The sequence below is a fragment of the Salsipaludibacter albus genome, from assembly GCF_019798055.1.
Classification (GTDB): domain Bacteria; phylum Actinomycetota; class Nitriliruptoria; order Nitriliruptorales; family Nitriliruptoraceae; genus Salsipaludibacter; species Salsipaludibacter albus.
In genome coordinates this window covers 1-20,371 of sequence record NZ_JAHOPH010000046.1, presented here as the reverse complement: position 1 = coordinate 20,371, position 20,371 = coordinate 1, and the positions used below count along the sequence as shown (strand labels likewise).

Below are 20,371 nucleotides of genomic sequence, written 5' to 3'. Positions count from 1 at the left end.
TCCCCCGCCCGACGCGCCCACCCACGTGCCGACCTGGCTGGCCTGGACCTGGGTGGTCGCGGGCACGATCGGGGTGGTCGTCTCCCTGGTCGGCGCGGTCGTCGGGGTCGTGTTCGTCCGGGCCCTGACCGCCACCTCGCTCGAGGCGATCGAGCTCTCCTCGGCCGTCCTGGGCACGGTCGACGACACCGCCACGGTCCTGGACCAGACCTTCGCGGACGTCGCCACGACCCTCGACACGGTCAGCGGCACGGTCGGCGAGACCACCGCCACCATCAGCGAGGTCGGCACCACCCTCGACGACCTCACCGTGCTGGTGACCGAGGACATCCCCGACAGCCTCGACGCGGTCAGCGATGCCATGCCCCAGCTGATCAGCACCGCCGGCGTCATCGACTCGACCATGCGGGCCCTGAGCTTCGTCGGGGTCGACTACGACCCCGACACCCCGCTGGACGGCTCCCTGCGCGAGCTCGACACCCAACTCGCCGAGGTCGCCCCCGACCTGCGTGACCAGCGCGAGGGACTGGACTCCGTCGGCACCAGGCTCGACAACCTCGCGGGCCAGAGCGCGACGCTGTCCGACGACGTCGCCGCCGTCAACGCCGACCTGGAGGCGGCCCGTGACCTGGTCGACGACTTCTCGGTCGTCGCCGACGAGGCGGGGGTCCTGACCGCCGACCTGGCCGACCGCCTGGCGTGGCAGTCCGGCGTGGCCCAGGTCGCGCTGGTGGTGCTGGCGCTCGCGATCGCGATCACCCAGACGGTCCCGATCGTCCTGGGGCTGCGCGCCCTGGGCCGGGACGGACGTCGTCGTGACCGCGACGGGACCGACGACGAGCCCACCGAGCCGCTCACCTGACCGACGGCCTCGCCGGCGGAGGTCAGCCGTCCCCGGTCGGGGACGACGACGCAGCCCCGGGACCATCCTCGCCACCCGGCTCCACGCCCAGCTCGGCGACGGCGTCGGTGGCGATGTCCTCCAGCAGGTCGCCCTGCACGACCCGGGCGTTCCACGTGCCCAGCATCCGCGTGGTGAGGTCAGACGCGAGCGGTTGCAGGGCCGCCTCCAGCCCGTCGAGCTCCTCGAGGGCGTCCTCGCGCACCTGCACCGACACGACGAACGCCGGGAAGACCTCCAGCGGGTCCTCCAGCGGCACGAGGCCGTCGACCCACGCCAGCCCGTCGGTCAACGTCGACAGCCCGACGAAGCAGTCGCCCGACACGACGCCGGACATCGCCTCGGCCGGCGGTGCCGCGGTCAGGACCCGGTTGGTGATCGAGTAGCGGGCGGCCAGCGCGTTCCAGCCGTCGTCGCGCTCGCCGAACTCCGGGTCGACGCAGATCGCGGCGTCGGGCCGCTCGGCCAGCACGGTCGCGAGCTGCGGGATGGTGGCCACCTCGGTCGCCGTCGCGGGCGACACGAACAACCCGAACGTCGCGTCGGCGGGTGGCCCGTCGACGCCGGCGTCGAGGTCGAACTCGGGACGCAGCCAGATGATCCCGTTGGGCTCGTCGGCGGACCGGACCCGCTGGAACGACGTCCGCGGGTCACCGGGTGGGTTCTCGCGTCCGAACTCCTCCAGCCACGCCTGGCCGGTGTAGCCGGTCGCCACGTCGACGTCGCCCAGCTCCAGGGCCTGGCGCACGGCCCCGGCGTCGGCCAGCTCGACCAGGGCCGGGGTCATCCCGGCGTCGTCCAGCAGCTCCGCCATGACCGTCGCGAGCAGGATCGACTCGGCCTCCGGCGCCACGCCGATCCGGACCTCCGGGCCGCCCGACGTGGTCGCCGACGCGCTCGGCGACGGCGCGGGCGTGGGGTCCGTGCACGCGCCGAGCACCGCCACGACGGCGAGGACGACGACGGCCCGCAGGAGGAGCGGCACGCCGACCCCACCGACGCGCCCGACGCGGCCGGGCCTCGGGTGGGCGCGGTGGTCGCGACGAGGTGGGGACATGCCACCAGCGTGCCACGGGCGCGCCGGCCCGGCACGCGCCCGACGATACGATCCCTGCTTCCCCTCCTCCGTCGCGACCCCGTCTCCGGGGCCCGAGGGGCGCGCTCCACGACCGTCGAAAGCCATTCCCATGCCCACCGGCCAGTCGTCGTCCCCCGACACCCCGTCCCGCGGTCCCGTCGTGACCCGACGCGCCGTGCTGGCCGGTGGTGCCGCCGCCTTCCTCGCCGCCTGTGGCAGTGGCTCGGGCACCGCGCCGTCGCCGACCGGCAGCGAGATGCCGTCGCCCGGCACGACGATGGACCCACAGCCCGCCGAGGACGCCGTCCAGGCGGCACTCGACGCCGCCGGACTGGGCGACGCCACCCTGGCCCTGACCCCGCAGACAACCTGGCCGGAGCTGCTCACCGGGATCGCGACCGACCTGCTGCTGGTCGTCACCGACGACACCGGCGAGATCCTGACCGACCCGGTCGACGTCACCCTGGTCGCCGGCGGCGAGGTCGTCGCCGGACCGGCTGCCACGACCTGGTACCCGGACGACCGGCTCCCGACCCAGGGCCTGCACGCGGTGCGCCTGACGGTGGAGGACCCCGGCACGCTCGACGTCGTCGTCGCGACGCCCGACGGGGCCCGGGCCGGGACCGCCGGCATCCAGGCCCTCCCGCCGGAGGAGAGCATCGCCCCGGCACCGGGCGACACCATCCCCGCGATGGTGACCCCGACGACCGACGACCCGATGGGCCTCGAGGAGCTGTGCACCCGCGAGGACAACTGCGGTCTGCACGACGTCAGCCTGGACGAGGCGCTGGCCGCCGGCCCGGTCGTGCTGTGCGTGTCGACGCCGAAGTTCTGCGCGACCGCCATCTGCGGACCCGTGCTCGACGACGTGCTGAGCGTCGCGGAGTCCGGGGACCACGACGACTACACCTTCATCCACGTCGAGCCCTACGAGAACGCCGACCTGGCCGAGACCGAGCTGGTCGCGGAGCTCCAGCTGCCCACCGAGCCGTGGACCTGGATCCTCCAGCCCGACGGCACGATCGTGGAGCGCTGGCCCGGCCCGGTCCTGCCGGACCTGCTCGACCAGGCACTGTCGGACGCCGCCACCCAGGCCGGCGCGTCGCAGGCCCCGTCGGACGGCGCGTCGGCCGAGCCGACCGCCACCCCCTCGCCGACCGCCTCGTGAGCAGGGTGCGGCGCGGACTCGCCGCAACCGCCCTGGCCGCCGTCGCGCTGGCCGCCTGCAGCGGCACGCCGTCGGCCGACTCGACCGGTGACGGCGCCGTGGCCGTCGGCGACCCGATGCCCGACACGACTGACCCCGAGACCGGCTGCGGCCCGGTGGACCGTCCGTCGGTGATGGTGGCGACCCACCTGGTCGGCGACGCCGAGCCACCCTCCCCCTACACCTCGGTGCCACCGACCAGTGGCTGGCACACCGCCGAAGCGCCCCGGCCCGGGGTCATGGACCAGCCGCTGCGCGACCCCGAGATCGTGTCGGCCCTGGAGTCGGGGATCGTCGTGCTGGCCGTCGAGCCCGACATGGTGGACAGCACCGTCGTCACGGAGTTGGCGAACCAGTTCTCCGACCGGCTCCTGGTCGTGCCCTACCCCGAGATGCCGACGTCGGTCGCCCTCCTGACCTGGGGCGCCCTGCAGCGCTGCCCCGAGGTGGACCGGGGCACCGTCACCACCTTCGTCCTCCAACACCGCACCAGCGCCGAGCACTGAGCCCGTCGCCCCCGGGCCGGGACCGCGCCTCAGTCCCCGGGTCGGTCCTCCGGAGGGTCCTGGTGGCGACCTCGGCGCAGCGGGGGCAGCAGGCCCACGTCGTGGGACGCCAGTCGCTCACCGCGCTCGCCGGCGCGCAGCATCCCGCGCAGGGCCGAGCCGCCCACGACGAACAACTCCACCACGAAGATCCCGCCCAGGGCCAACCCGAGCCAGTTGCCGAGGTGGCTCCACGTCCACGCGTCGACGATCGCCGCACGCACGACCCACGCGACGACCGCGAGCGCGACGAGCACGACGGCCGAGCGCCCCACCCGACGGGCGGTGATGGCCCAGTCGACCAGCGGCGTGTCGGTCGGTCCGGGGCTGACCTCCGCGGACGGCTCCCGCCCGTCGTCGGACAGGTCACGCCGGTCGATGTCGGACAACTCCACGCTCACAGGTCGGGGTCGCCGAGGTCGATCCGCATCGTGCCCAGCACGCGGCGCAGCTCGGCCTCCACCGCGCTGACCTCGACCGGCAACCGGACGTCGTGCTGGGGGTACAGGTCGTGGAAGGACAGCTCACCCGTCCCCAGCAGCCAACCACGCCGGGCGGCGAACTCGCCCAGGCCGAACGACCAGCTGAGCAGGACGGTGTCGTCGAAGTCGTGGAGGACGAACTCCAGGTGACTGTTGAACTGCAGGTGCCACATCCGGCCACCGCGTCGGGACGATCCGCCCAGGACGAATCCCAGTTCCTCCAGGCCGTCCTCGAACGTCGCCACGGTGGGTCCTCGTCGTCGGGTGGTCGGGCAGGGCGTCGAAGCGGCCCGTCCAGAGGCTATCCGCGCCCAGTCCCGGTCGACCGACTCAGGTCCGGGCGTCCCATTCCTGGGTGTCGTCGTCGTTCGCCGGGAAGCCGACGAAGCTGATCTCGGACAGTCCCACCCCGGTCCCGTCGGTCGCCTCGACGACCTCCAGCACGACCCGGTCGGTCAGGATCGGCTCCGGTGGACGCACCACCTGCCGGCCCGTCCCCGAGATCAGGGTGGCACGCACGAGCGTGCCGAACCCGAAGTCGAGATCGAGCGTGCGCACCCGCGCGACCGTCTCGAAGGTGGCCTCGTCGAGCTGGTCGCCGTTGGCGAGCTCGAGCCCGGTGATCCACACGGGCCGGTCGAAGGCCAGCTCGAGCCGTGCCTCGTCCGGGTCGGCTGCGACCCAGGCCGTGGCCAGGTCGCCGTCGACCGCCGACGGGGCACCGAAGGAGCGTCCGTCGGCATCCGGCAGGACCGTCGAGGTCCGGGCGCGCTGGGGCGAGAGCGGCTGCGCACCACCCTCGTAGCCGGACCCCCGGAAGTCGATGCCGACACCCGTCGTTCGCTCGAAGGGGCCGATCCCGAACACGAACGCCGCGAGGGTCGCACCCAGCAGGGCGCCGACCACCACGATGGCGATCCCCAGGCCCCGCGACCGTCGCCGTGGCGACCCCGCGGCCGCCGGCGTCGGCAGCGGGTCGGGATCCGACTGGTCCGACGGCAGCTCGGCCAGTTCCCAGTCGTCGGAGCCGGTGTCGTCGACCTCGTCGTGGAGGGCGGTGCCGCACCGGGCACACCGCCGCCGCTCGACCGCGTTGACGGCCTCACAGGACGGACACGTCGCGAGGTCCACGCCGCCGGTCGTGGCGATGACCTCGGTCGGGGCCTCCACGCCGGTGTTGGTGGGCTCGTCGTCGAGGTCGACCCGCACGGTCTCGGGGGTCAGCGTCCGGACGGGACGATCGAACAGCGCCGGACGGTCCGGATCGACGAAGGTCGCGTCCCCGGGATCGTCGGGGCGCGTCGCGTCCTCCTCCGTGCCCGCGGGTGCACCGTCGTCGTCGGCGACGACGTGGCCACAGTGCCCGCAAAACTGGTCGCCGGGCTGCACCGGCGACCCACAGGAACCACAACTCGACACCGGAACCGTCCTCGTCGAGGGCGTGTCGCCGGGCAGGCTACACAGCGAGGACACGCGGGTGGTCGAGGCCCGGAGCGTCGCGACGACCCCCACGGACCCCACAGCAGGCGCCGGGCACAGTTGCTACCGTGCGCGAACATGAACACCGACACCGTCACCCGCTATTGGTTCGGCTTCGCGGCCGGGCCCGGGCGACGCGTGCACTGACACCAGCACACACCACGCGCAAGCCCCGGGACCGGCCCCGGGGCTTCTTCATGCCACCACCTGCACCGGGACCCCGAGACCGCGGGAGCGCGCCATGCCCACGGAGGACACCGCCATGGTCGTCGTCATGCGACACACCGCCACCAGCCAGGACATCGACAGCGTCGTCCGGGCCGTCGAGGAGGTCGGGGGTGACGCCTTCGTCTCCCGCGGCAAGCACCAGACCATCGTCGGCCTGGTGGGCGACCTCGCCCAGTTCTCCGAGATGCCGCTGCACGCCTTCCCCGGCGTCGACGACGTCATCCGGGTGTCCCGGCCCTACAAGCTGGTGTCCAACGAGACCCACCCACGCCCGTCGACGGTGTGGGTCGACGACGTCCCCATCGGACGCGACACGGTCACGCTGATCGCCGGGCCGTGCGCGGTCGAGACCGAGGACCAGACGCTGGCCGCCGCCAAGATGGCGCGTGACGCCGGCGCACTGATCCTGCGGGGCGGTGCGTACAAGCCACGGACCTCCCCCTACTCCTTCCAGGGACTGGGCGAGAAGGGCCTGGACATCCTCGCCGGCGTCGCCGAGGAGGTCGGGCTGCCGTTCGTCACCGAGGTGGTCACCCCCGCCGACATCGACACGGTCGCGGCCAAGGCCCACATGCTCCAGGTCGGCGCGCGCAACATGCAGAACTTCCAGCTCCTGCGCGAGGTCGGGATGTCGGGCAAGCCGGTCCTGCTCAAGCGGGGCCTGACCGCCACCATCGACGAGTGGATCATGGCGGCCGAGTACATCGCCCACCAGGGCAACCTCCAGGTCGTCCTGTGCGAGCGGGGGATCCGCACCTACGAGCCGGCCACCCGCAACACCCTGGACGTGTCGGCGGTGCCGGTCGTGCAGTCGCTGACCCACCTGCCGGTGATCGTGGACCCGTCGCACTCGGGCGGGACGCGGGACCTCGTCCTGCCGCTGGCACGGGCCGGCATCGCGGTCGGCGCCGACGGCCTGATCATCGACATGCACCCCCGGCCCGAGACCGCCCTGTGCGATGGACCGCAGGCCCTCAAGCGCGACGACATCGTGACCCTGCGCGAGGCCGTGTCGACGCTGGCGACGGCCGTGGGGCGCCAGCTGCCCGAGCGACGTGACCCGGCACTGTCGGCCGGTGGTGCGTGGGGTCGCAGCGCCAACTGACCCCACCGATCGGGAACAGCGCGGCCCGGGTCGGCACGTAGTCTCGCCACCACGCGATCCACGACCACGAGGCCCCATGACCATGCTGCGACCCCGTCACGCGATCCTTGCCGCGACCGTCATCCTCCTGGCCGCCTGTGGCGGTGGCGACGACGGCGCGACGACCACCGAGACATCGTCGGTGGCCGAGACGACCGCACCACCGACGATGGCCGAGACGACCGCACCGCCGACCACGCCCCCTGCGACCGAGACGACCGACGCCGAGACGGCCGCGAGCTCCGGTGGTGGGGACCTCGTGTCGCAGATGTCGGCGGCCATCCTCGCCTCGCAGTCGGCCGCCGGCGTCGAGGACACGGGCATGGACATCGCCTACACCGAGCAGGAGGCGGACTGCATCGCCCAGGAGATCGTCGACGGTGTGGGTGAGGACGCCCTGCGCGAGTACGGCGTGGTCACCGCCGACGGCCGGGTCGTGGAGGTGATGGAGGACGTCGTGTACTCCGAGGCCGACGCCGGCGTCATCGCCGACGGGATCCTCGGGTGCTCCGACCTGGCCGAAACCATGCGGGCCTCCATGGCCGAGCAGATCGGCGCCGGGGACGACGCGATGGGCCAGTGCATGCAGGACGCCATCGACGACGACGTGCTGCGCGACATGCTGTCGGGGTCCCTGCAGGGCTCGGACGGCCAGGAGGCCATGGGTCCCCTGATGATGGCCGCGCTGGGGTGCATGGGCGACGGGATGACCGACCTGCCGACGGAGCTGCCGACCGGCCTGCTCGACGAGTTGCCGACCGACGGCTGACCCCGCGTCAGCCGGCCTCGGCAGCAGCCCACGGGTCGTAGGTGCCGAAGCTCCACAGGTTTCCCTCCGGGTCGGCGGCGACGTAGTTCGCACCGCCGTAGTCCTGCTCCTCGGGCTCCATCACGATTCGCGCCCCGACCGCACGGGCCTGTTCGGCGTGGCCGTGCACGTCGGGGACGACCACGTAGGGCGTCGAGGTCGGGCGACCCGCCTCGGCCACGGTGGTGACGCGTCGCCCGAAGTCGTCGTCACGCATCGAACCCAGCATCACCATGCCGTCGCCACGAGTCAGCTGGGCATGCTCGACCCGGTCACCGTCGCGGACGTCCACGACGACCGCGAAGCCGAAGGCCTCGACCAGGAAGTCGATGGCGGCAGGTGCGTCGTGGTAGCGGAAGGTCGGGATGATCGTGGCGGGCATGTGCGGGCTCCTCGGGGCGGGACCTGGACGTGCCGGTCGACGGCGACCAGCACCAGGGCCACGGTAGGAACGACCCCGTCCCCGTCGATTGGAAGAACCGGACGAACACGACCGGACCGGTCCTCGCCGTCAGGCCGGGCGTCGCCGCGCCCGAACCTCGGCTGGCGTGGCGCCGGCCAGCTCGGCGAAGTCGTTCGTCATGTGGGCCTGGTCGTACCACCCCAGCTCCACCGCGAGCGGGCCGAGCGCGATGTCGTCCTGCTCGAGCCGGCCGAGTGCACGCTCGAACCGGACCAACCGCGCCAACCGCTTCGGGGACAACCCGAGTTGGCTGCGGACCCGTCGTCGAACCTGCCGCCGGCTCCACCCCAGGTCCGCGACGACGTCGTCGATCCGAGCGTGGCCACGAGCGAGCCGCTCCCACACCACGGCGACCTCGTCGTCGACCGGCTCCCCGGCAACGAACCTCGTGGCGAGGAAGGACTCGACCATGTCGAGGCGGTCCGGCCAGTCGGCGATCTCGCCCAGCCGCTGCACCAGGTCGCGTCCGACCGCGCCGAACAGGTCGCCGAGGTCGACCGTGTGCCCCGCGAGGTCGGCCACTCCGCCACCGAGGATCCGGTGGGCGGCGACCGGGGACAGGTCGACCTGCACACCGGTGAAGCCGTCCGACTCGACACTGCCGACGACCTCGTGCGAGCCGGCCAGGAACGCCCCGACCTCGACCGTGCCGTGCGGACCGTCGACCCGGTGGCGGTGACCGAGCGGGATCACCAGCGGCAGCCGGGCCGTGGCGGTCGTGACGTGGTGCCCGGGGGTGGCACGGTGCTGCTCGTAGCCGCGGATCCGTGACGCGTGGCCCGCGAGGACACTGCCGACGGGCCGGGCGAACATGCGCCAACGACCCAGTTCGTCGTCGTCACGCTCGATGTGCTCCATGACCGCTCAGGTGGCCTCGTCGTCGATCGCCACGGTCGCGTCGGGCGCCTGGGGCGCGTCGTCGGCCCGGCCGAACACGTCGCCGGCCCACAGGGCCCAGCCCACCAGGACCGGCTGGAAGAACAATCGGACCAGGCGGGCCTGGTCGGTGTCCAGCCCGAAGGCGTCCGTGCCCTCGACGTACTGGGCGACGTTGCCGGGGAAGATCGCGACGAAGAACGCCGCCGTGGCGGCGCCGACCAGTCGTCGATGGCGCGGCAGCGCGATCAGCGCCGTGCCCAGCGCGATCTCGACCGCGCCCGATCCGAGCACGACCAGGTCGTGGTCGATCGGCACCCAGTCGGGCACCTGGGCCTGGAACTCGTCGCGCAGCGTGGTGAGGTGGGTGGTGCCGGCGTAGGCGAGGAACGCCCCGAGGCCGAGTCGGCCGAGGGTTCTCAGGGACGGCAGGCGCACGAGGGTCTCCGTTTCGTCGAGGAGGACAGGTCAGGCCACCAGGTCGGCGATCACGTGGGCGGCACGCTCGGCACCGGCCCGGTCGACCTCGAGGCTGGTGACCAGCCGCAGCGTGTGGGCATCGGCGGGCCCGAACAGCACGCCGCGCTCGGCGGCCCGCTCGGCGACGGTCGGGGCGTCGTGGTCGCCGGTGTCGACGAACACGATGTTGGTGTCGACCAGGGCCGGGTCGGCGCTGCCCGGCACCCGGTCGGCGAGCTGGTCGGCCAGCAGGCGGGCGTTGGCGTGGTCGTCGGCCAGGCGGTCGACGTGGTGGTCCAGCGCGTAGCGACCGGCGGCGGCGAGCACGCCGACCTGGCGCATCGCCCCACCCAGCCGGCGGCGCCATCGGCGCGCCTCGTCCACGAAGTCGGCGTCGCCGACGATCATCGACCCGACCGGCGCGCCGAGCCCCTTGGACAGGCAGAAGTTCAGCGACGTCGGGACGGGCCCGTAGTCGGCGGGCGCGACGCCGCTGGCGACGATGGCGTTGAAGATCCGCGCCCCGTCGAGGTGCAGGGCGGTCCCGCGCGTGTCCAGCAGGTCCCGGATGGCCCGCAGGCGCTCGAGGCCGTAGATGGCTCCGCCACCCCGGTTGGTGGTCTCCTCGACGCTGACCAACGCGGTCGTCGGGTAGGGCCACCCGGCGGGCCGCCACGCCGCGTCGATGGCCTCGGCCGACAGGCGACCGCGGTCACCCTCGACGGTGAGGTACTGCACGCCGGCGATCGCCGCGGGCGCGCCGTCCTCGTAGGCGACGGAGTGCCCGAAGCGCTCGACGACGACCTCGTCCCCCGGGTCGGTGAGCACCTTCACGGACACGACGTTGGCCATCACGCCGGACGGCACGAACAGCGCGGCCTCCCGGTCGAACAGCTCGGCGGCGTGGTCCTGCAGCGCGTTGACGGTCGGGTCCTCGCCGTAGACGTCGTCGCCGACCTCGGCCGCGGCCATCGCCGCGCGCATCGGCGCGGTCGGCCGGGTCACCGTGTCGCTGCGCAGGTCCACCGTCCCACTCATGCGGGCACCCGGTCCGCGGCCCACTCCACGAGGTGGCCCACGGCCACCGCGTTGCCGGCCACCACCTGGTCACGCTGGCCGTGCACCTCGACGGTGCTGCGGTGCACGATCCCACCGGCCTCGGTGACCAGCAGCGACCCGGCCGCCCAGTCCCACGGGTTCAGGCCGTACTCCCAGTAGGCGTCCAGCCGGCCCGCGGCGACCCAGGCCAGGTCGAGCGCGGCCGAGCCGCCCCGGCGGACGTCGCGGACCCGGGCCACGAGGTCGGCGACCTGTCGGCCCTGGACGGCGCGGACACGTGGGTCGTAGCCGAAGCCGGTGCCGACCAGGGTCAGGGCGAGGTCCTCGACCGGCGTCACCTGCAACGGAGCGCCGTCCAGCGTCGCGCCACCGTCCCGGGCCGCGGCGAACACCTCGCCGCGACCGGGGTCGACCACGGCACCCGCCAGGGGTCCGTCGTCGTCGACCACCGCGATCGACACCGCCCACTGCGGGTTGCGGTAGGTGTAGTTCACGGTCCCGTCGAGCGGGTCGATCACCCAGCGCAGCCCCGAGGTCCCGGCGCGGTCCCCGGTGTCCTCCTCGCCGACGATCCCGTCGTCGGGTCGTGCCGCCAGGAGGGCGTCGACGATGTGGCGCTCGCTGGCCCGGTCGGCGTCGGTCACCGGGTCGGTCGCACTGGTCTTGGTGCTGGCCTCCCACCCGGTGCGGGCATGCTCGGCGAGCACCTCGCCTGCCGCCGTGCCGACGGCGACGGCGAGGTCGCGCAGGTGCTCGGGAGACGCCGGGGTGGTCGGCACGGGTGAACCTGACGGGGACGCGGGGGCACGGGGCGAGGCACGAGCGTAGGCCGTCCTGGACCGGGCCGATCCTTGCGAGGTGGTGAACGCGACGGCCACCGGGACGTGGCGGGAACGTCTGGCGGGCGGGGACCGTTGGGGACGGTGTGCGGGAGGCCGACCACCGTCCCGCCTCCCACCGACGACCACCACGACCCGACGACTGCGACGAGGTTGCCATGACCACCCACGAGCCGACCACCAGCACCGGCCTGACCGAGGAGCAGTGGCGCGAACGGCTGTCCGGCACCCAGTTCCACGTCCTGCGCGAGAAGGGGACCGAGCGTCCCTTCACCGGGGCCTACTGGGACCACTGGGAGGACGGCGTGTACCGCTGTGCCGGCTGCGGCACCCAGCTGTTCGACGCCGACACCAAGTTCGACGCCGCGTGTGGTTGGCCGAGCTTCCACTCCCCCGCCGAGGAGGGCGTCGTCGACTTCCACGAGGACCGGTCGATGTTCATGAAGCGGGTCGAGGTGACCTGTGCCAACTGCGGCGGCCACCTGGGCCACGTGTTCGAGGACGCGCCCGACCAGCCGACCGGTCTGCGCTTCTGCATCAACAGCGCCAGCATCGACTTCGATGACGCCTGAGCTTCGCTCAGGTTGGAGTTGCTCGCTGCGCTCGCAACGTCCAGCCCTGCTCCCGAGGCCTGACGCGGGGCCGAGCGCAGCAAGTCGCTCGGCGCCGTCCTTGTCCGACCGGGGTGCCACCTCGACCGCCCGGCCCGGCGGAACCCGGGGCTCCCCCCTTGGGGGGGAGCATCTGGCCGCCCGCCTCCCGCTCATGCGCAAGGGCACGTTCGAGCCGCGATGGGCGGCCAGCGTGGGGGGTCCGGGAGACCCGGGACCGAGCGCAGCGAGTCGTCCCGGGACGACCCCCGATCACGAGGCCCGGCGGATCTGCTCCTCGTGGTGGACGAGCTGGCGGGGGGCGTCGAGCTCGGCGGGCACCGCCTCGACACTGCCCGACTTGACGCGCGAGGCGTACTCGTCGACGTACTCCTGGCCCGACAGCATCATGATCTCGTACATGACCTCGTCGGTGGCGGCGCGCAGGGCGAACGGGTCCTCCGCCTGGTCGGCGTAGCGCGACAGGTCCAGCGGGGTGCCGTAGCGGACGGTGACCGGTTCACGTGAGATCCGGTAGGCGCCGGGGGGCTGGGCCCGGTCGGTGCCGATCACGGCGCACGGGACGATGTCGACTCCGGCCGCCAGCGCCATCCGGACCGGTCCGGTCTTGCCCCGGTACAGACGCCCGTCGGGGCTGCGCGTGCCCTCCGGGTAGATGCCGACCGCGTCACCCGACTCGAGGATCGAGATGCCGGTCTGCAGGCTCGCCATGCCGGCGGCCCCACCCTCGCGCTGGACCGGCACGACACCCACGCTCTGGAAGAACCAGCGGGTCCGCCACGAGTCCCAGTAGTCCGCCTTGCCCAGGAAGTACAGCGGCCGGGGCAGGTTGATCGGCAGGACCAGCGAATCGATGAACGACAGGTGGTTGCACGCCAGGATGACCCCGGTCTCGCGCGGGACGTTGTCGAGGCCGTCGACGGTGAGGTGCACCCAGCGATTCATGAAGGGCTGCACCACCTGCTTTGCCACCCGGTACATCCCGGGGGCGTCGGACATTCCCGCCATCGCTCGTCTCTCCCTGACGTCGGCGTCAAACTACCGCACCGACCCCCCGCGATCCGTCCACCCGGACGCACCGGCCCGAGCCCGCGGGATCGCGCCGGGCCGCCCGCGGGATAACGTTGGCCCCCGACCGCACGACCCTCGCCACCAAGGACCCCGCATGGCCCCGCCCCGCCGCATGATGACCGAACGGATGCTGGCCATCGCGCCCGCCGTCGTGGCGATCGCGTCGGGCACGCTGGTGGCGCTGCTGATGCCGACCACCACCCTGACGGTGGTCGTGTTCATCGTCACCGCCGTGATCGTGCTGTGGCTCGCCCTGCGGGCTCGCTGAGGCTCAGGTCGGGCCGAGGCGGGTCCGCAGGAAGTCCACCTGGAGCAGCAGGATGTTGGCCGCCACGACCTCCTGGGGCGTCATGTGGGTGACCCCGGACAGCGGCAGGAACCGGTGCGGTCGGCCGGCCGCGAGCAGGGCCCGGGACAGGCGCAGCGAGTGCGCGACCAGGACGTTGTCGTCCACGAGGCCGTGGATGACCAGCATGTCGGCCGGCTCGTCGGTGGGCATCGCCTCCACCAACTCCCCGGCCGGGTCGACCAGCGACGAGGCCGTGTAGGCGTCGGGCGCCTCGGCGGGATGGCCCAGGTAGCGCTCGGTGTAGTGGGTGTCGTAGAGCCGCTGCTCGGTGACCGGAGCGCCCACGATCGCGGCACGGAACCGATCGGGCCGTCGCAGCGCGGCCAGCCCGGCGAGGAACCCGCCGTAGGACCAGCCGCGGATCGCGACCCGGTCCAGGTCGAGCCGGGGCTCCTCGGCCGCCACGGCGTCCAGTGCGGCCACCTGGTCGGCCAGCACGACGGCGGCCATGTCGTCGCGGATCGCGTGTTCGAACGCGGGTGACCGGCCGGGACTGCCACGGTTGTCGGTCACCAGCACGGCGAACCCCTGGCTGGCGAACCAGGCCGGCACGAGCCAGGCGTTGCGCGCCTGCAGCACGCGCTGGCTGTGCGGGCCGCCGTAGGGGTCCACCAGCACGGGGAAGGGACCGTCGCCGTCCGGCAGCAGCAGGCCACAGGCCAGCCCCCGGGGGGTGACGTGGCGGAGGGTCACGTCGACGTCCAGCCCCGGGTCGAGACCCGTGTCGGGCAGGACGGTCCGGTCGTCGCCACGGACCACGGTCGTGGTCGGGGCGGTGGACAGGGTGGTCGACACCTCGACCCTCGTGGGCCCACCGAGGTGGAGGTGGTGGAGGCCAGGCCCGGCCAGGACCTCCCCCACGGCACCGTCGCCCAGGTCCACCGCGTACACGCCGATGCTGGTGGCGTCACCGCGGCTCGCGCGCACGACCACGCGCTCGTCGTCGGCGTCGAGCACGGCCCGCACCTGCAGGCCGGCCGGACTCACCACCTCGCCGTCCACCAGGACCGCACGGGTGCCCTCGTCCCCGAGGTCCATCCGGTCGGCCACGGTCACCACGCGGTCCCCGGCCCAGCACGGCGCACCGGGCACCGGCTCGACCCAGGGACGCCCCTGCACGTCTGCCACGACCCGGCTCGTCGCGTCGTCGTCCAGGGCCACCGTGACCATCCGGGTCTGGGGGCGGTCCTGCCAGGTCACCAGGGCCGGGCGCCCGGTCTCCCAGGTGACGTCCACGAGGTACTCGGCGTCGAGGTCGTCGGGTGGCGCCACGAGCCGGTCGTCGACCACCCGGACCGGCGTGTCCCCGCCCGGCGCCGTGGCCAGGCGGAGCAGGTGCAGGGTGACGTCGGCGTTGGCCGTCCCGGCGAACGGGTAGCGGTGGGGTCGTGGCAGGCGATCGGGGTCGACCAGGTCGGCGAGGTGGACGGTCGCCACCGGGGACTCGTCGACCCGGGCCACCAGCATGGCGGCCCCGTCGCCGGCGAACCAGAAGCCCCGGCCACGATTCATCTCCTCCGCGGCGACGAACTCGGCCAGCCCCCAGGTGACGTCGGACTCGTCGTCTCCGGGTCCGACCAGTCGGTGGGCGTGGACCGGGCCCGCGGTCGCCAGGTCGTCGGGCAGCAGGGCCACGTGGACGGCGCCGTCCACGACCCCGGCGAGTCGCCGGCCGTCGGGTGCCAGGCGTGGGTCGAACATCGGTCCGTCGGTGGCCACCACGAGGCGGCCGCCGTCGGCGTCCACGACCTCCACGGTGCCGCCCAGGACGAACGCGGCACGGCGCCCGGCTCGGTCCGTGTCGTAGGCCACGATCCCGCCACCACCCTCGCGGGTCCGTTCGCGTCGCGCCCGCTCGGCGTCGGTGAGCTCACCGTCGGCGCCCCCGGCGTCCACCAGCCGGATCGTCGCCCCGTCCGTGGGCGTGTGCAGGAACAGGTGGTGGACCGGGTCGTCGCCCGCGGCCGACGACAGGAACCACACCCGCTCCCCGTCGGGTGACACCGTCACGTCACGGGGTCGGCCCAGGGTGAAGCGCTGGCTGCGTGCGTGGAGTCGGGGGAACAGGTCGGGCACGGGGCGGTCCGATCGAGTGGGAAGGCCTGGTGGCCGGTCAGGCACGCGTCCGGCCACGGGCACGCGCCATCTCGGCTGCGCCGATCATCCCGGCCGTGTCGCCCAGTGTGGCCAGGCGCACCGCCGGCGGGTCCCGGTAGGCGGCCGCGAACATCTGGTTGGTCATCGCCCGGGTCGTGGCCGGCAGGAGCCAGCGGCCGATGTGGTCCGACACGCCACCCCCGAGCACGACCAGTTCGGGGTCGAGCAGGCTCACCAGGGACGCCAGCCCGACACCGAGCCACGACCCGAGTCGGCCGATCGCCTCGATCGCGAGCGCGTCGCCCTCCCCGGCAGCCGCGGTGACGTCACGGGGCTCGACGACCTCCAGCCCCTCCATCACGGAGTGGCCGCCGGCCGCGAGCAGGTCGCGAGCGTGGCGCGCGAGGGCCTGGCCGGACGCGTAGGCCTCGAGGCAGCCCCGGTGCCCGCACGTGCACCGCCAGCCGTCCCGGGCCACGACCATGTGGCCGATCTCGCCCCCGAACCCCTGGCTGCCGGCCACCAGGACACCGTCGACCACGGTGCCGCCGCCGACACCGGTCCCGACCGTCGCCATGACGAGGTGGCGCACGTCCTGCCCGATGCCGTGGCGGTACTCGCCCCAGGTCGCGGCGTTCGCGTCGTTGACGACCAGCACGTCGGCATGGCCGAGCGCCTCGACGACCCCGTCCCGGAGGGGGAAGTTGCGGGTCGAGACGTTGGAGCCGTACACCGCCTCGCCCTCGGTGGAGATGCCCCCGGCGAACCCGATCCCGAGTGGCACGTGGGATCCCGGCGCGAGACCGGCCTGGCCGGCCACCAGGCGGGCCGTGTCGGCGACGGTGCGGACCAGTTCACGCCCGGCCACGTCCGGGTCGACGCCGGCACCGGCCGGGGTGGGCCGGTCCTGTCGTGCGACGACGGTGCCCGTGCCGTCGACGGCGCCGACCCGCAGGTTGGTGCCGCCGATGTCCACGCCCAGGGCCAGGTCGGTCATCGGGCTTCGCCTTCCTCGTCGTCGAGCACGATCGGTCGGAACGTGTCCGTCGACCGGTCGTCGGGGTCCGGCGTGGCCGCCGGCTCCGCCTCGACCAGGTCGGCGAACGTCGCCAGGGCACACGACAGGGAGCGCGCGGCGTCGGCCAGGTGGGCCGCGACCTCGGGGTGACGGGCCTGGACCAGGGCATGGCCCCGACAGATCGGGCACACGCCGCAGATCCCGGGGGGATGGGCCTCGTCGCCGACCGCACCCTCGTCGTTGGTCTCGTCCCCGCCGACGTCGCCGCCGACGTCTCCGCCGCCGACGTCTCCGCCGACCTCGTCGTCGGTCTCGTCGCCGACGGCGTGCAGGTTGCGCGCTGCCAGGTGGGCTGCCAGCGGATCCTGGTCGGGGTCGACTCCCGCACCGTCGGACGACCACCACGGCGCGCCGGACCGATCGATCGGGTCGTCGCGTTGCTGGTCCGGTGACGGGGTGCTCATGACGCGACCTCGGCCGGGGCGGCAAGGTCGACCTCGAGCAGGCCGTCCCGCAGCCGCGCACCCGTCACCTCGTGGCCTGCGAGTCCGTCGGGCAGGCCCACGACGCGCTTGACCCCGCCGACGGTGACGTGCAGGTCCTGCCCACGGCGGTGCAACGACAGGTCGTCGCGGGTCGCGAACGGCACCGGCAGGATGAGCCGGTGCCCCGCGTCGGTGGCGTCCACCCGTGGTCCGGGGGTGTCGGCGAGGACCGCCGCCGGGTCGTGGTCCGCCCACAGCCGGTCACCCATGGTCGCCAGGGCGTCCAGGCCCACCGGCTCGTCCGGCCACAACGGCAGGCGCAGGCGCGGTCGGTCACCGAAGGCCTCGTCGATCGTGGCGAGGTGCTCGTGCTGGCGAGCCCGCCACGCCGGACCCAGCGACGCGGCCCCGTCGTCGTCGAGCACCCGGTTGACCAGGACGGCGTCGACGGCATGGCCGAACAGGGCCAGCGTGGTCGCCGTGCGCAGGCCCTCCGCGACCACCAGTCGCTCCGGTGTGAGCACCAGCCGGACGCTGGTGCGGGCCGGGTCGGCCAGGAGTTCGCGGACCTCGGCGAGGCGACGCTGCACCCGGTCCACCGTGGCGAAGACCCCGTCGTCGGGCACCGGCACGCCGGCGACCTGGGTGGTGACGGGTCGGACCAACCGCGCGAGTCGCCGCCCCGGACCCAGCAACCGCTCGACGTAGAAGCCGAGCGCCTCCGGCAGGGCCAGGAGCCGGAGGGTCTCGGCCGTCGGGGCACAGTCCACGACGACGAGGTCGTGCTCGCCCGAGCTCGCCCGGACCTGCAGGTCCAGCAGGGCGAACAGCTCGTCGAGTCCGGGCAGCATGACCAGCTCGCGGGCCTGCAGGTCACCCAGCCCGCCCCGCGCGAGCAGCGCGACGAGGTAGTCACGCACCTCGTGCCAGTGCTCCTCGAGCCGTGCGCGTCCGTCGAGCTGGAGCGCGTCGAGCCGCTCGGCGACCCGGACCGGGGTGTCGCCGAGCGGTGTGGCGAACAGGTCGCCGAGCGAGTGGGCCGGGTCGGTGGAGGTGACCAGCACGCGTCTGCCGGAGCGGGCGGCGTGGACGGCGGTCGCCCCGGCGAGGGTGGTCTTGCCGACCCCGCCCTTGCCGGTCACGAGCACGACCCGCGTCGGCGGCGACGCGGGGCGGGGAGACGCGGTCAACGGCATGGGGCACCTGTGGACGAAGAGTCGTGGGCGTGGTCGTGTGGCGGATCGTACGGCGGTCCGGGTCGGCTCGGCAGGTCGTCAGGGGCCGGCGCGGCCGGGGTCGGGTCCCGCGCGAGAGGGTGCCGACGCCGCGGCCGCCGGTTCGACCAGGACCGCGCGGCGCACCTCGGCGGCCAACCGGTCGGCCAGGGCCCACGTCCCTCGCCGCACCACCGCACGCCAACGCGTGGCCGAACGGGCCGTGGGACCGGTCACGGTCGCGAGGTGGTGGACCAGCGTGCCACCGCTGCCCCCCTGGCCCACGTCCTCGAGCCAGAACTCGACGTCCGCGCACACGTCCCCGGCCACGAGCAGTCGCAGGCCCACGTCGGGGCGGTGCCCGTGGGCCAGCACCGACAGGCGCAGGGCGCGTCGTGGCCTCCACGGCCCACTGGCGGCGACCTCGACGTGGTGCAGCCAGTGGTCGCCGTCCCGACGTCGCCCGAGCCGGTGCATGCCCGGCCACCAGCTCGGCCATGCGTCGAGGTCGGCAAGCCGGCGATGGACCAGCCATCGCGGGGCGCGGACCAGGCCGGCGTCGTCGATCCGGGTCGCCTCGGGGTCGGACGACCGGGTCACGCGACCGCCGCGTCGTGGACCTCGGTGACGAACTCCGTGACGGCGGCCTCGATCTCGTCGCGCTCCCAGTCGAGTTGCGGCAGGTGCCACGACCGCTCGGCCCACACCCGGCGCAGGTCACGGCTGGCCACGCGGTCCGCGACCAGGTCGGAGTTCGCGGGGTCGACGGTGTGGTCGACCCGCGACGACACCAGCAGGAGCGGGACGGTCAGGTCGTCGAGGCCCTCGACGACCCGTGGCAGGGCCTCGACCAGCGAGAGCACCGCGCGCGACGACACCCAGGAGTAGGCGTTCTCGACCATGCCGGGCTTGGCGAAGTCGTCGGTGGGCAGCCCCACGAGCGACCGGGGCAGCAGGGGCACGGCGACCTTGAGGACGGGCCCGAGTGGGGCCAGGGGGTTGGGTGGCTGGACGACGAGCGGGTTGACGGCCACGACGGCTGCGAGGTCGTCCCGGTGGCCGGCCAGGTCGAGGCTGAGCGTGGCGCCCATCGAGTGGCCCACGAGCACGACCCGGTCGTGGAGGCGCAGGGCGCGGTCCACGGCCGTCGTCACGGCCGTGCGCCAGTCGGCGTAGTCGCTGTGGGTCATGTCCCGCGCGGTGGTGCCGTGTCCGGGGAGGCGCAGGACGTCGACGGTGAACCCGGCCTCGTGGAGGTGCTCGCCCAGCGGCCGGGTCGCCATCGGGTTGCCCGAGAAGCCGTGCACCAGCACGACCGCGGTCCCGGCACGATCGCCGTCACCCTCGGCCGACCACGCCTCGGCGCCGGGCTGGACGGCGGCGGTGGTGGACCCCATGGGCTGCTCCCCATCGTGATCGAGGACGTGACAGGACCGCCCAGCGTAGACGGCGCGCCGAGGACGCCGGCCCTCACCCCAGCAGCCACACCAGGGACGCGGTGGGCAGGAGGTCGACACGCGACGGCGCGAGGCGTTCACGCAGTTCACGGTCGTCGGTGACGACGACCAGCGGCCGGTCCACGTCGGTCGCCTCGACGGCGAACACGATCTCGTCGTCGGCGCTGATCCCGGGATGGGTGTAGGAGACCTGCACCCCGGCCCGGCGCGTGCCCGACGCGCTGCCCTGGTGGTGGGCGTCGAACACGACCTCGACGGCGACGCCGCGACGGGCGGCCAGCGCCCCCAGGCCGCGGACCAGCCAGGCACGCTGCCCCTCGAGGTCGAGGTCGGCCCGGTGCGTCCGGCTGACGTTGTAGCCGTCGACCAACAGGCGCCCCACCGCCACCACCAGGGCCTCGGCTCCCTCCCGGCTGTCCAGCCGGGTCCCGCGTGGCAGCCGCGACGGTCGCCCGGGTCGTCGGGCGCTCCCACGCGGGCCCGGCGGGACCGCGCCGCACC

General features: G+C 73.8%; 24 protein-coding genes. 7 read left to right on the top strand and 17 right to left on the bottom strand.

Features of this window, described 5'->3' with window-relative positions; all coding sequences use genetic code 11:
* Positions 1–862 (top strand): methyl-accepting chemotaxis protein (locus KR546_RS17750; RefSeq protein WP_238446058.1); only part of this gene is annotated, 862 nt, incomplete at its 5' end.
* A gap of 22 nt (positions 863–884) precedes the next feature.
* Here KR546_RS17750 and KR546_RS17745 read toward each other — a convergent pair.
* Entirely contained in the window at positions 885–1,886 is a 1,002-nt protein-coding gene (locus tag KR546_RS17745; RefSeq protein WP_238446057.1) for a glycine betaine ABC transporter substrate-binding protein, read from the bottom strand.
* Between the two features lie 253 nt (positions 1,887–2,139).
* Here KR546_RS17745 and KR546_RS17740 point away from each other — a divergent pair, with 253 nt between their 5' ends.
* Together KR546_RS17740 and KR546_RS17735 are read left to right on the top strand one after the other, a co-directional pair.
* Positions 2,140–3,147, top strand: a complete 1,008-nt coding sequence (locus KR546_RS17740) for a hypothetical protein (protein ID WP_238446056.1) — start codon at positions 2,140–2,142, stop codon at positions 3,145–3,147.
* Positions 3,144–3,692, top strand: a complete 549-nt coding sequence (locus KR546_RS17735) for a DUF3105 domain-containing protein (RefSeq protein WP_238446055.1) — start codon at positions 3,144–3,146, stop codon at positions 3,690–3,692. Before KR546_RS17740 ends, KR546_RS17735 begins: the two co-directional genes overlap by 4 nt.
* Before the next feature lie 29 nt (positions 3,693–3,721).
* Here KR546_RS17735 and KR546_RS17730 read toward each other — a convergent pair whose 3' ends face one another.
* The 3 genes from KR546_RS17730 to KR546_RS17720 form a co-directional block, all read right to left on the bottom strand.
* Positions 3,722–4,126, bottom strand: coding sequence for a hypothetical protein (locus KR546_RS17730; RefSeq protein ID WP_238446054.1), 405 nt, complete (start codon positions 4,124–4,126; stop codon positions 3,722–3,724).
* 2 nt (positions 4,127–4,128) lie between these two features.
* Positions 4,129–4,458, bottom strand: a complete 330-nt coding sequence (locus KR546_RS17725; RefSeq protein ID WP_238446053.1) for a hypothetical protein — start codon at positions 4,456–4,458, stop codon at positions 4,129–4,131.
* Positions 4,459–4,543: 85 nt separating this feature from the next.
* The gene (locus tag KR546_RS17720; protein WP_238446052.1) at positions 4,544–5,602 is read right to left on the bottom strand and encodes an NADase-type glycan-binding domain-containing protein; all 1,059 of its coding nucleotides are present in this window, start codon (positions 5,600–5,602) and stop codon (positions 4,544–4,546) included.
* A gap of 352 nt (positions 5,603–5,954) precedes the next feature.
* On the opposite strand from KR546_RS17720, the gene aroF reads away from it, so the two are divergent.
* Both aroF and KR546_RS17710 read left to right on the top strand, forming a co-directional pair.
* Entirely contained in the window at positions 5,955–7,025 is a 1,071-nt protein-coding gene (aroF, locus tag KR546_RS17715; RefSeq protein WP_238446059.1) for a 3-deoxy-7-phosphoheptulonate synthase, read from the top strand.
* Between the two features lie 76 nt (positions 7,026–7,101).
* Positions 7,102–7,833: a hypothetical protein gene (locus tag KR546_RS17710; protein ID WP_238446051.1), complete on the top strand. Its 732-nt coding sequence runs from the start codon at positions 7,102–7,104 to the stop codon at positions 7,831–7,833.
* A gap of 7 nt (positions 7,834–7,840) precedes the next feature.
* Here KR546_RS17710 and KR546_RS17705 read toward each other — a convergent pair whose 3' ends face one another.
* From KR546_RS17705 to KR546_RS17685, 5 genes are all read right to left on the bottom strand, one after another.
* Positions 7,841–8,254, bottom strand: coding sequence for a VOC family protein (locus tag KR546_RS17705; RefSeq protein WP_238446050.1), 414 nt, complete (start codon positions 8,252–8,254; stop codon positions 7,841–7,843).
* 129 nt (positions 8,255–8,383) lie between these two features.
* Positions 8,384–9,193: a helix-turn-helix domain-containing protein gene (locus KR546_RS17700; RefSeq protein WP_238446049.1), complete on the bottom strand. Its 810-nt coding sequence runs from the start codon at positions 9,191–9,193 to the stop codon at positions 8,384–8,386.
* A 6-nt stretch (positions 9,194–9,199) separates the two neighbouring features.
* Complete coding sequence (locus KR546_RS17695) at positions 9,200–9,649, bottom strand: DoxX family protein (protein ID WP_238446048.1); 450 nt, start codon at positions 9,647–9,649, stop codon at positions 9,200–9,202.
* Between the two features lie 30 nt (positions 9,650–9,679).
* On the bottom strand, positions 9,680–10,708 hold the full coding sequence (locus KR546_RS17690; protein WP_238446047.1) for a threonine aldolase family protein: 1,029 nt from the start codon (positions 10,706–10,708) through the stop codon (positions 9,680–9,682).
* Complete coding sequence (locus tag KR546_RS17685) at positions 10,705–11,508, bottom strand: inositol monophosphatase family protein (protein WP_238446046.1); 804 nt, start codon at positions 11,506–11,508, stop codon at positions 10,705–10,707. Before KR546_RS17685 ends, KR546_RS17690 begins: the two co-directional genes overlap by 4 nt.
* Positions 11,509–11,726: 218 nt before the next feature.
* Here KR546_RS17685 and msrB point away from each other — a divergent pair, with 218 nt between their 5' ends.
* Positions 11,727–12,140 carry a peptide-methionine (R)-S-oxide reductase MsrB gene (gene msrB / locus KR546_RS17680; RefSeq protein WP_238446045.1) on the top strand — a complete coding sequence of 138 codons (414 nt, stop codon included), beginning with the start codon at positions 11,727–11,729 and terminating at the stop codon, positions 12,138–12,140.
* A 291-nt stretch (positions 12,141–12,431) separates the two neighbouring features.
* Here the strand turns inward: msrB and KR546_RS17675 are convergent, their stop codons facing one another.
* Positions 12,432–13,178, bottom strand: coding sequence for a lysophospholipid acyltransferase family protein (locus KR546_RS17675; RefSeq protein WP_238446044.1), 747 nt, complete (start codon positions 13,176–13,178; stop codon positions 12,432–12,434).
* Positions 13,179–13,344: 166 nt separating this feature from the next.
* Between KR546_RS17675 and KR546_RS17670 the strand changes: the two genes are divergently transcribed.
* Positions 13,345–13,518, top strand: coding sequence for a hypothetical protein (locus KR546_RS17670; RefSeq protein ID WP_238446043.1), 174 nt, complete (start codon positions 13,345–13,347; stop codon positions 13,516–13,518).
* Positions 13,519–13,521: 3 nt separating this feature from the next.
* On the opposite strand, the gene KR546_RS17665 is transcribed toward KR546_RS17670, so the two are convergent.
* The 7 genes from KR546_RS17665 to KR546_RS17635 form a co-directional block, all read right to left on the bottom strand.
* Positions 13,522–15,675 carry a S9 family peptidase gene (locus KR546_RS17665; protein WP_238446042.1) on the bottom strand — a complete coding sequence of 718 codons (2,154 nt, stop codon included), beginning with the start codon at positions 15,673–15,675 and terminating at the stop codon, positions 13,522–13,524.
* Positions 15,676–15,712: 37 nt separating this feature from the next.
* Positions 15,713–16,693 carry an ROK family protein gene (locus KR546_RS17660; protein ID WP_238446041.1) on the bottom strand — a complete coding sequence of 327 codons (981 nt, stop codon included), beginning with the start codon at positions 16,691–16,693 and terminating at the stop codon, positions 15,713–15,715.
* A complete protein-coding gene (locus tag KR546_RS17655) occupies positions 16,690–17,178 on the bottom strand; it encodes a hypothetical protein (RefSeq protein ID WP_238446040.1) in 489 nt (162 codons plus the stop codon). The genes KR546_RS17660 and KR546_RS17655 overlap by 4 nt, the downstream gene beginning before the upstream one ends.
* A complete protein-coding gene (locus tag KR546_RS17650) occupies positions 17,175–18,395 on the bottom strand; it encodes an ArsA family ATPase (RefSeq protein ID WP_238446039.1) in 1,221 nt (406 codons plus the stop codon). The genes KR546_RS17655 and KR546_RS17650 overlap by 4 nt, the downstream gene beginning before the upstream one ends.
* Before the next feature lie 78 nt (positions 18,396–18,473).
* Entirely contained in the window at positions 18,474–19,013 is a 540-nt protein-coding gene (locus tag KR546_RS17645) for a hypothetical protein (protein WP_238446038.1), read from the bottom strand.
* Entirely contained in the window at positions 19,010–19,810 is an 801-nt protein-coding gene (locus tag KR546_RS17640) for an alpha/beta hydrolase (protein WP_238446037.1), read from the bottom strand. Before KR546_RS17640 ends, KR546_RS17645 begins: the two co-directional genes overlap by 4 nt.
* Before the next feature lie 73 nt (positions 19,811–19,883).
* Positions 19,884–20,371 (bottom strand): NYN domain-containing protein (locus tag KR546_RS17635; protein ID WP_238446036.1); only part of this gene is annotated, 488 nt, incomplete at its 5' end.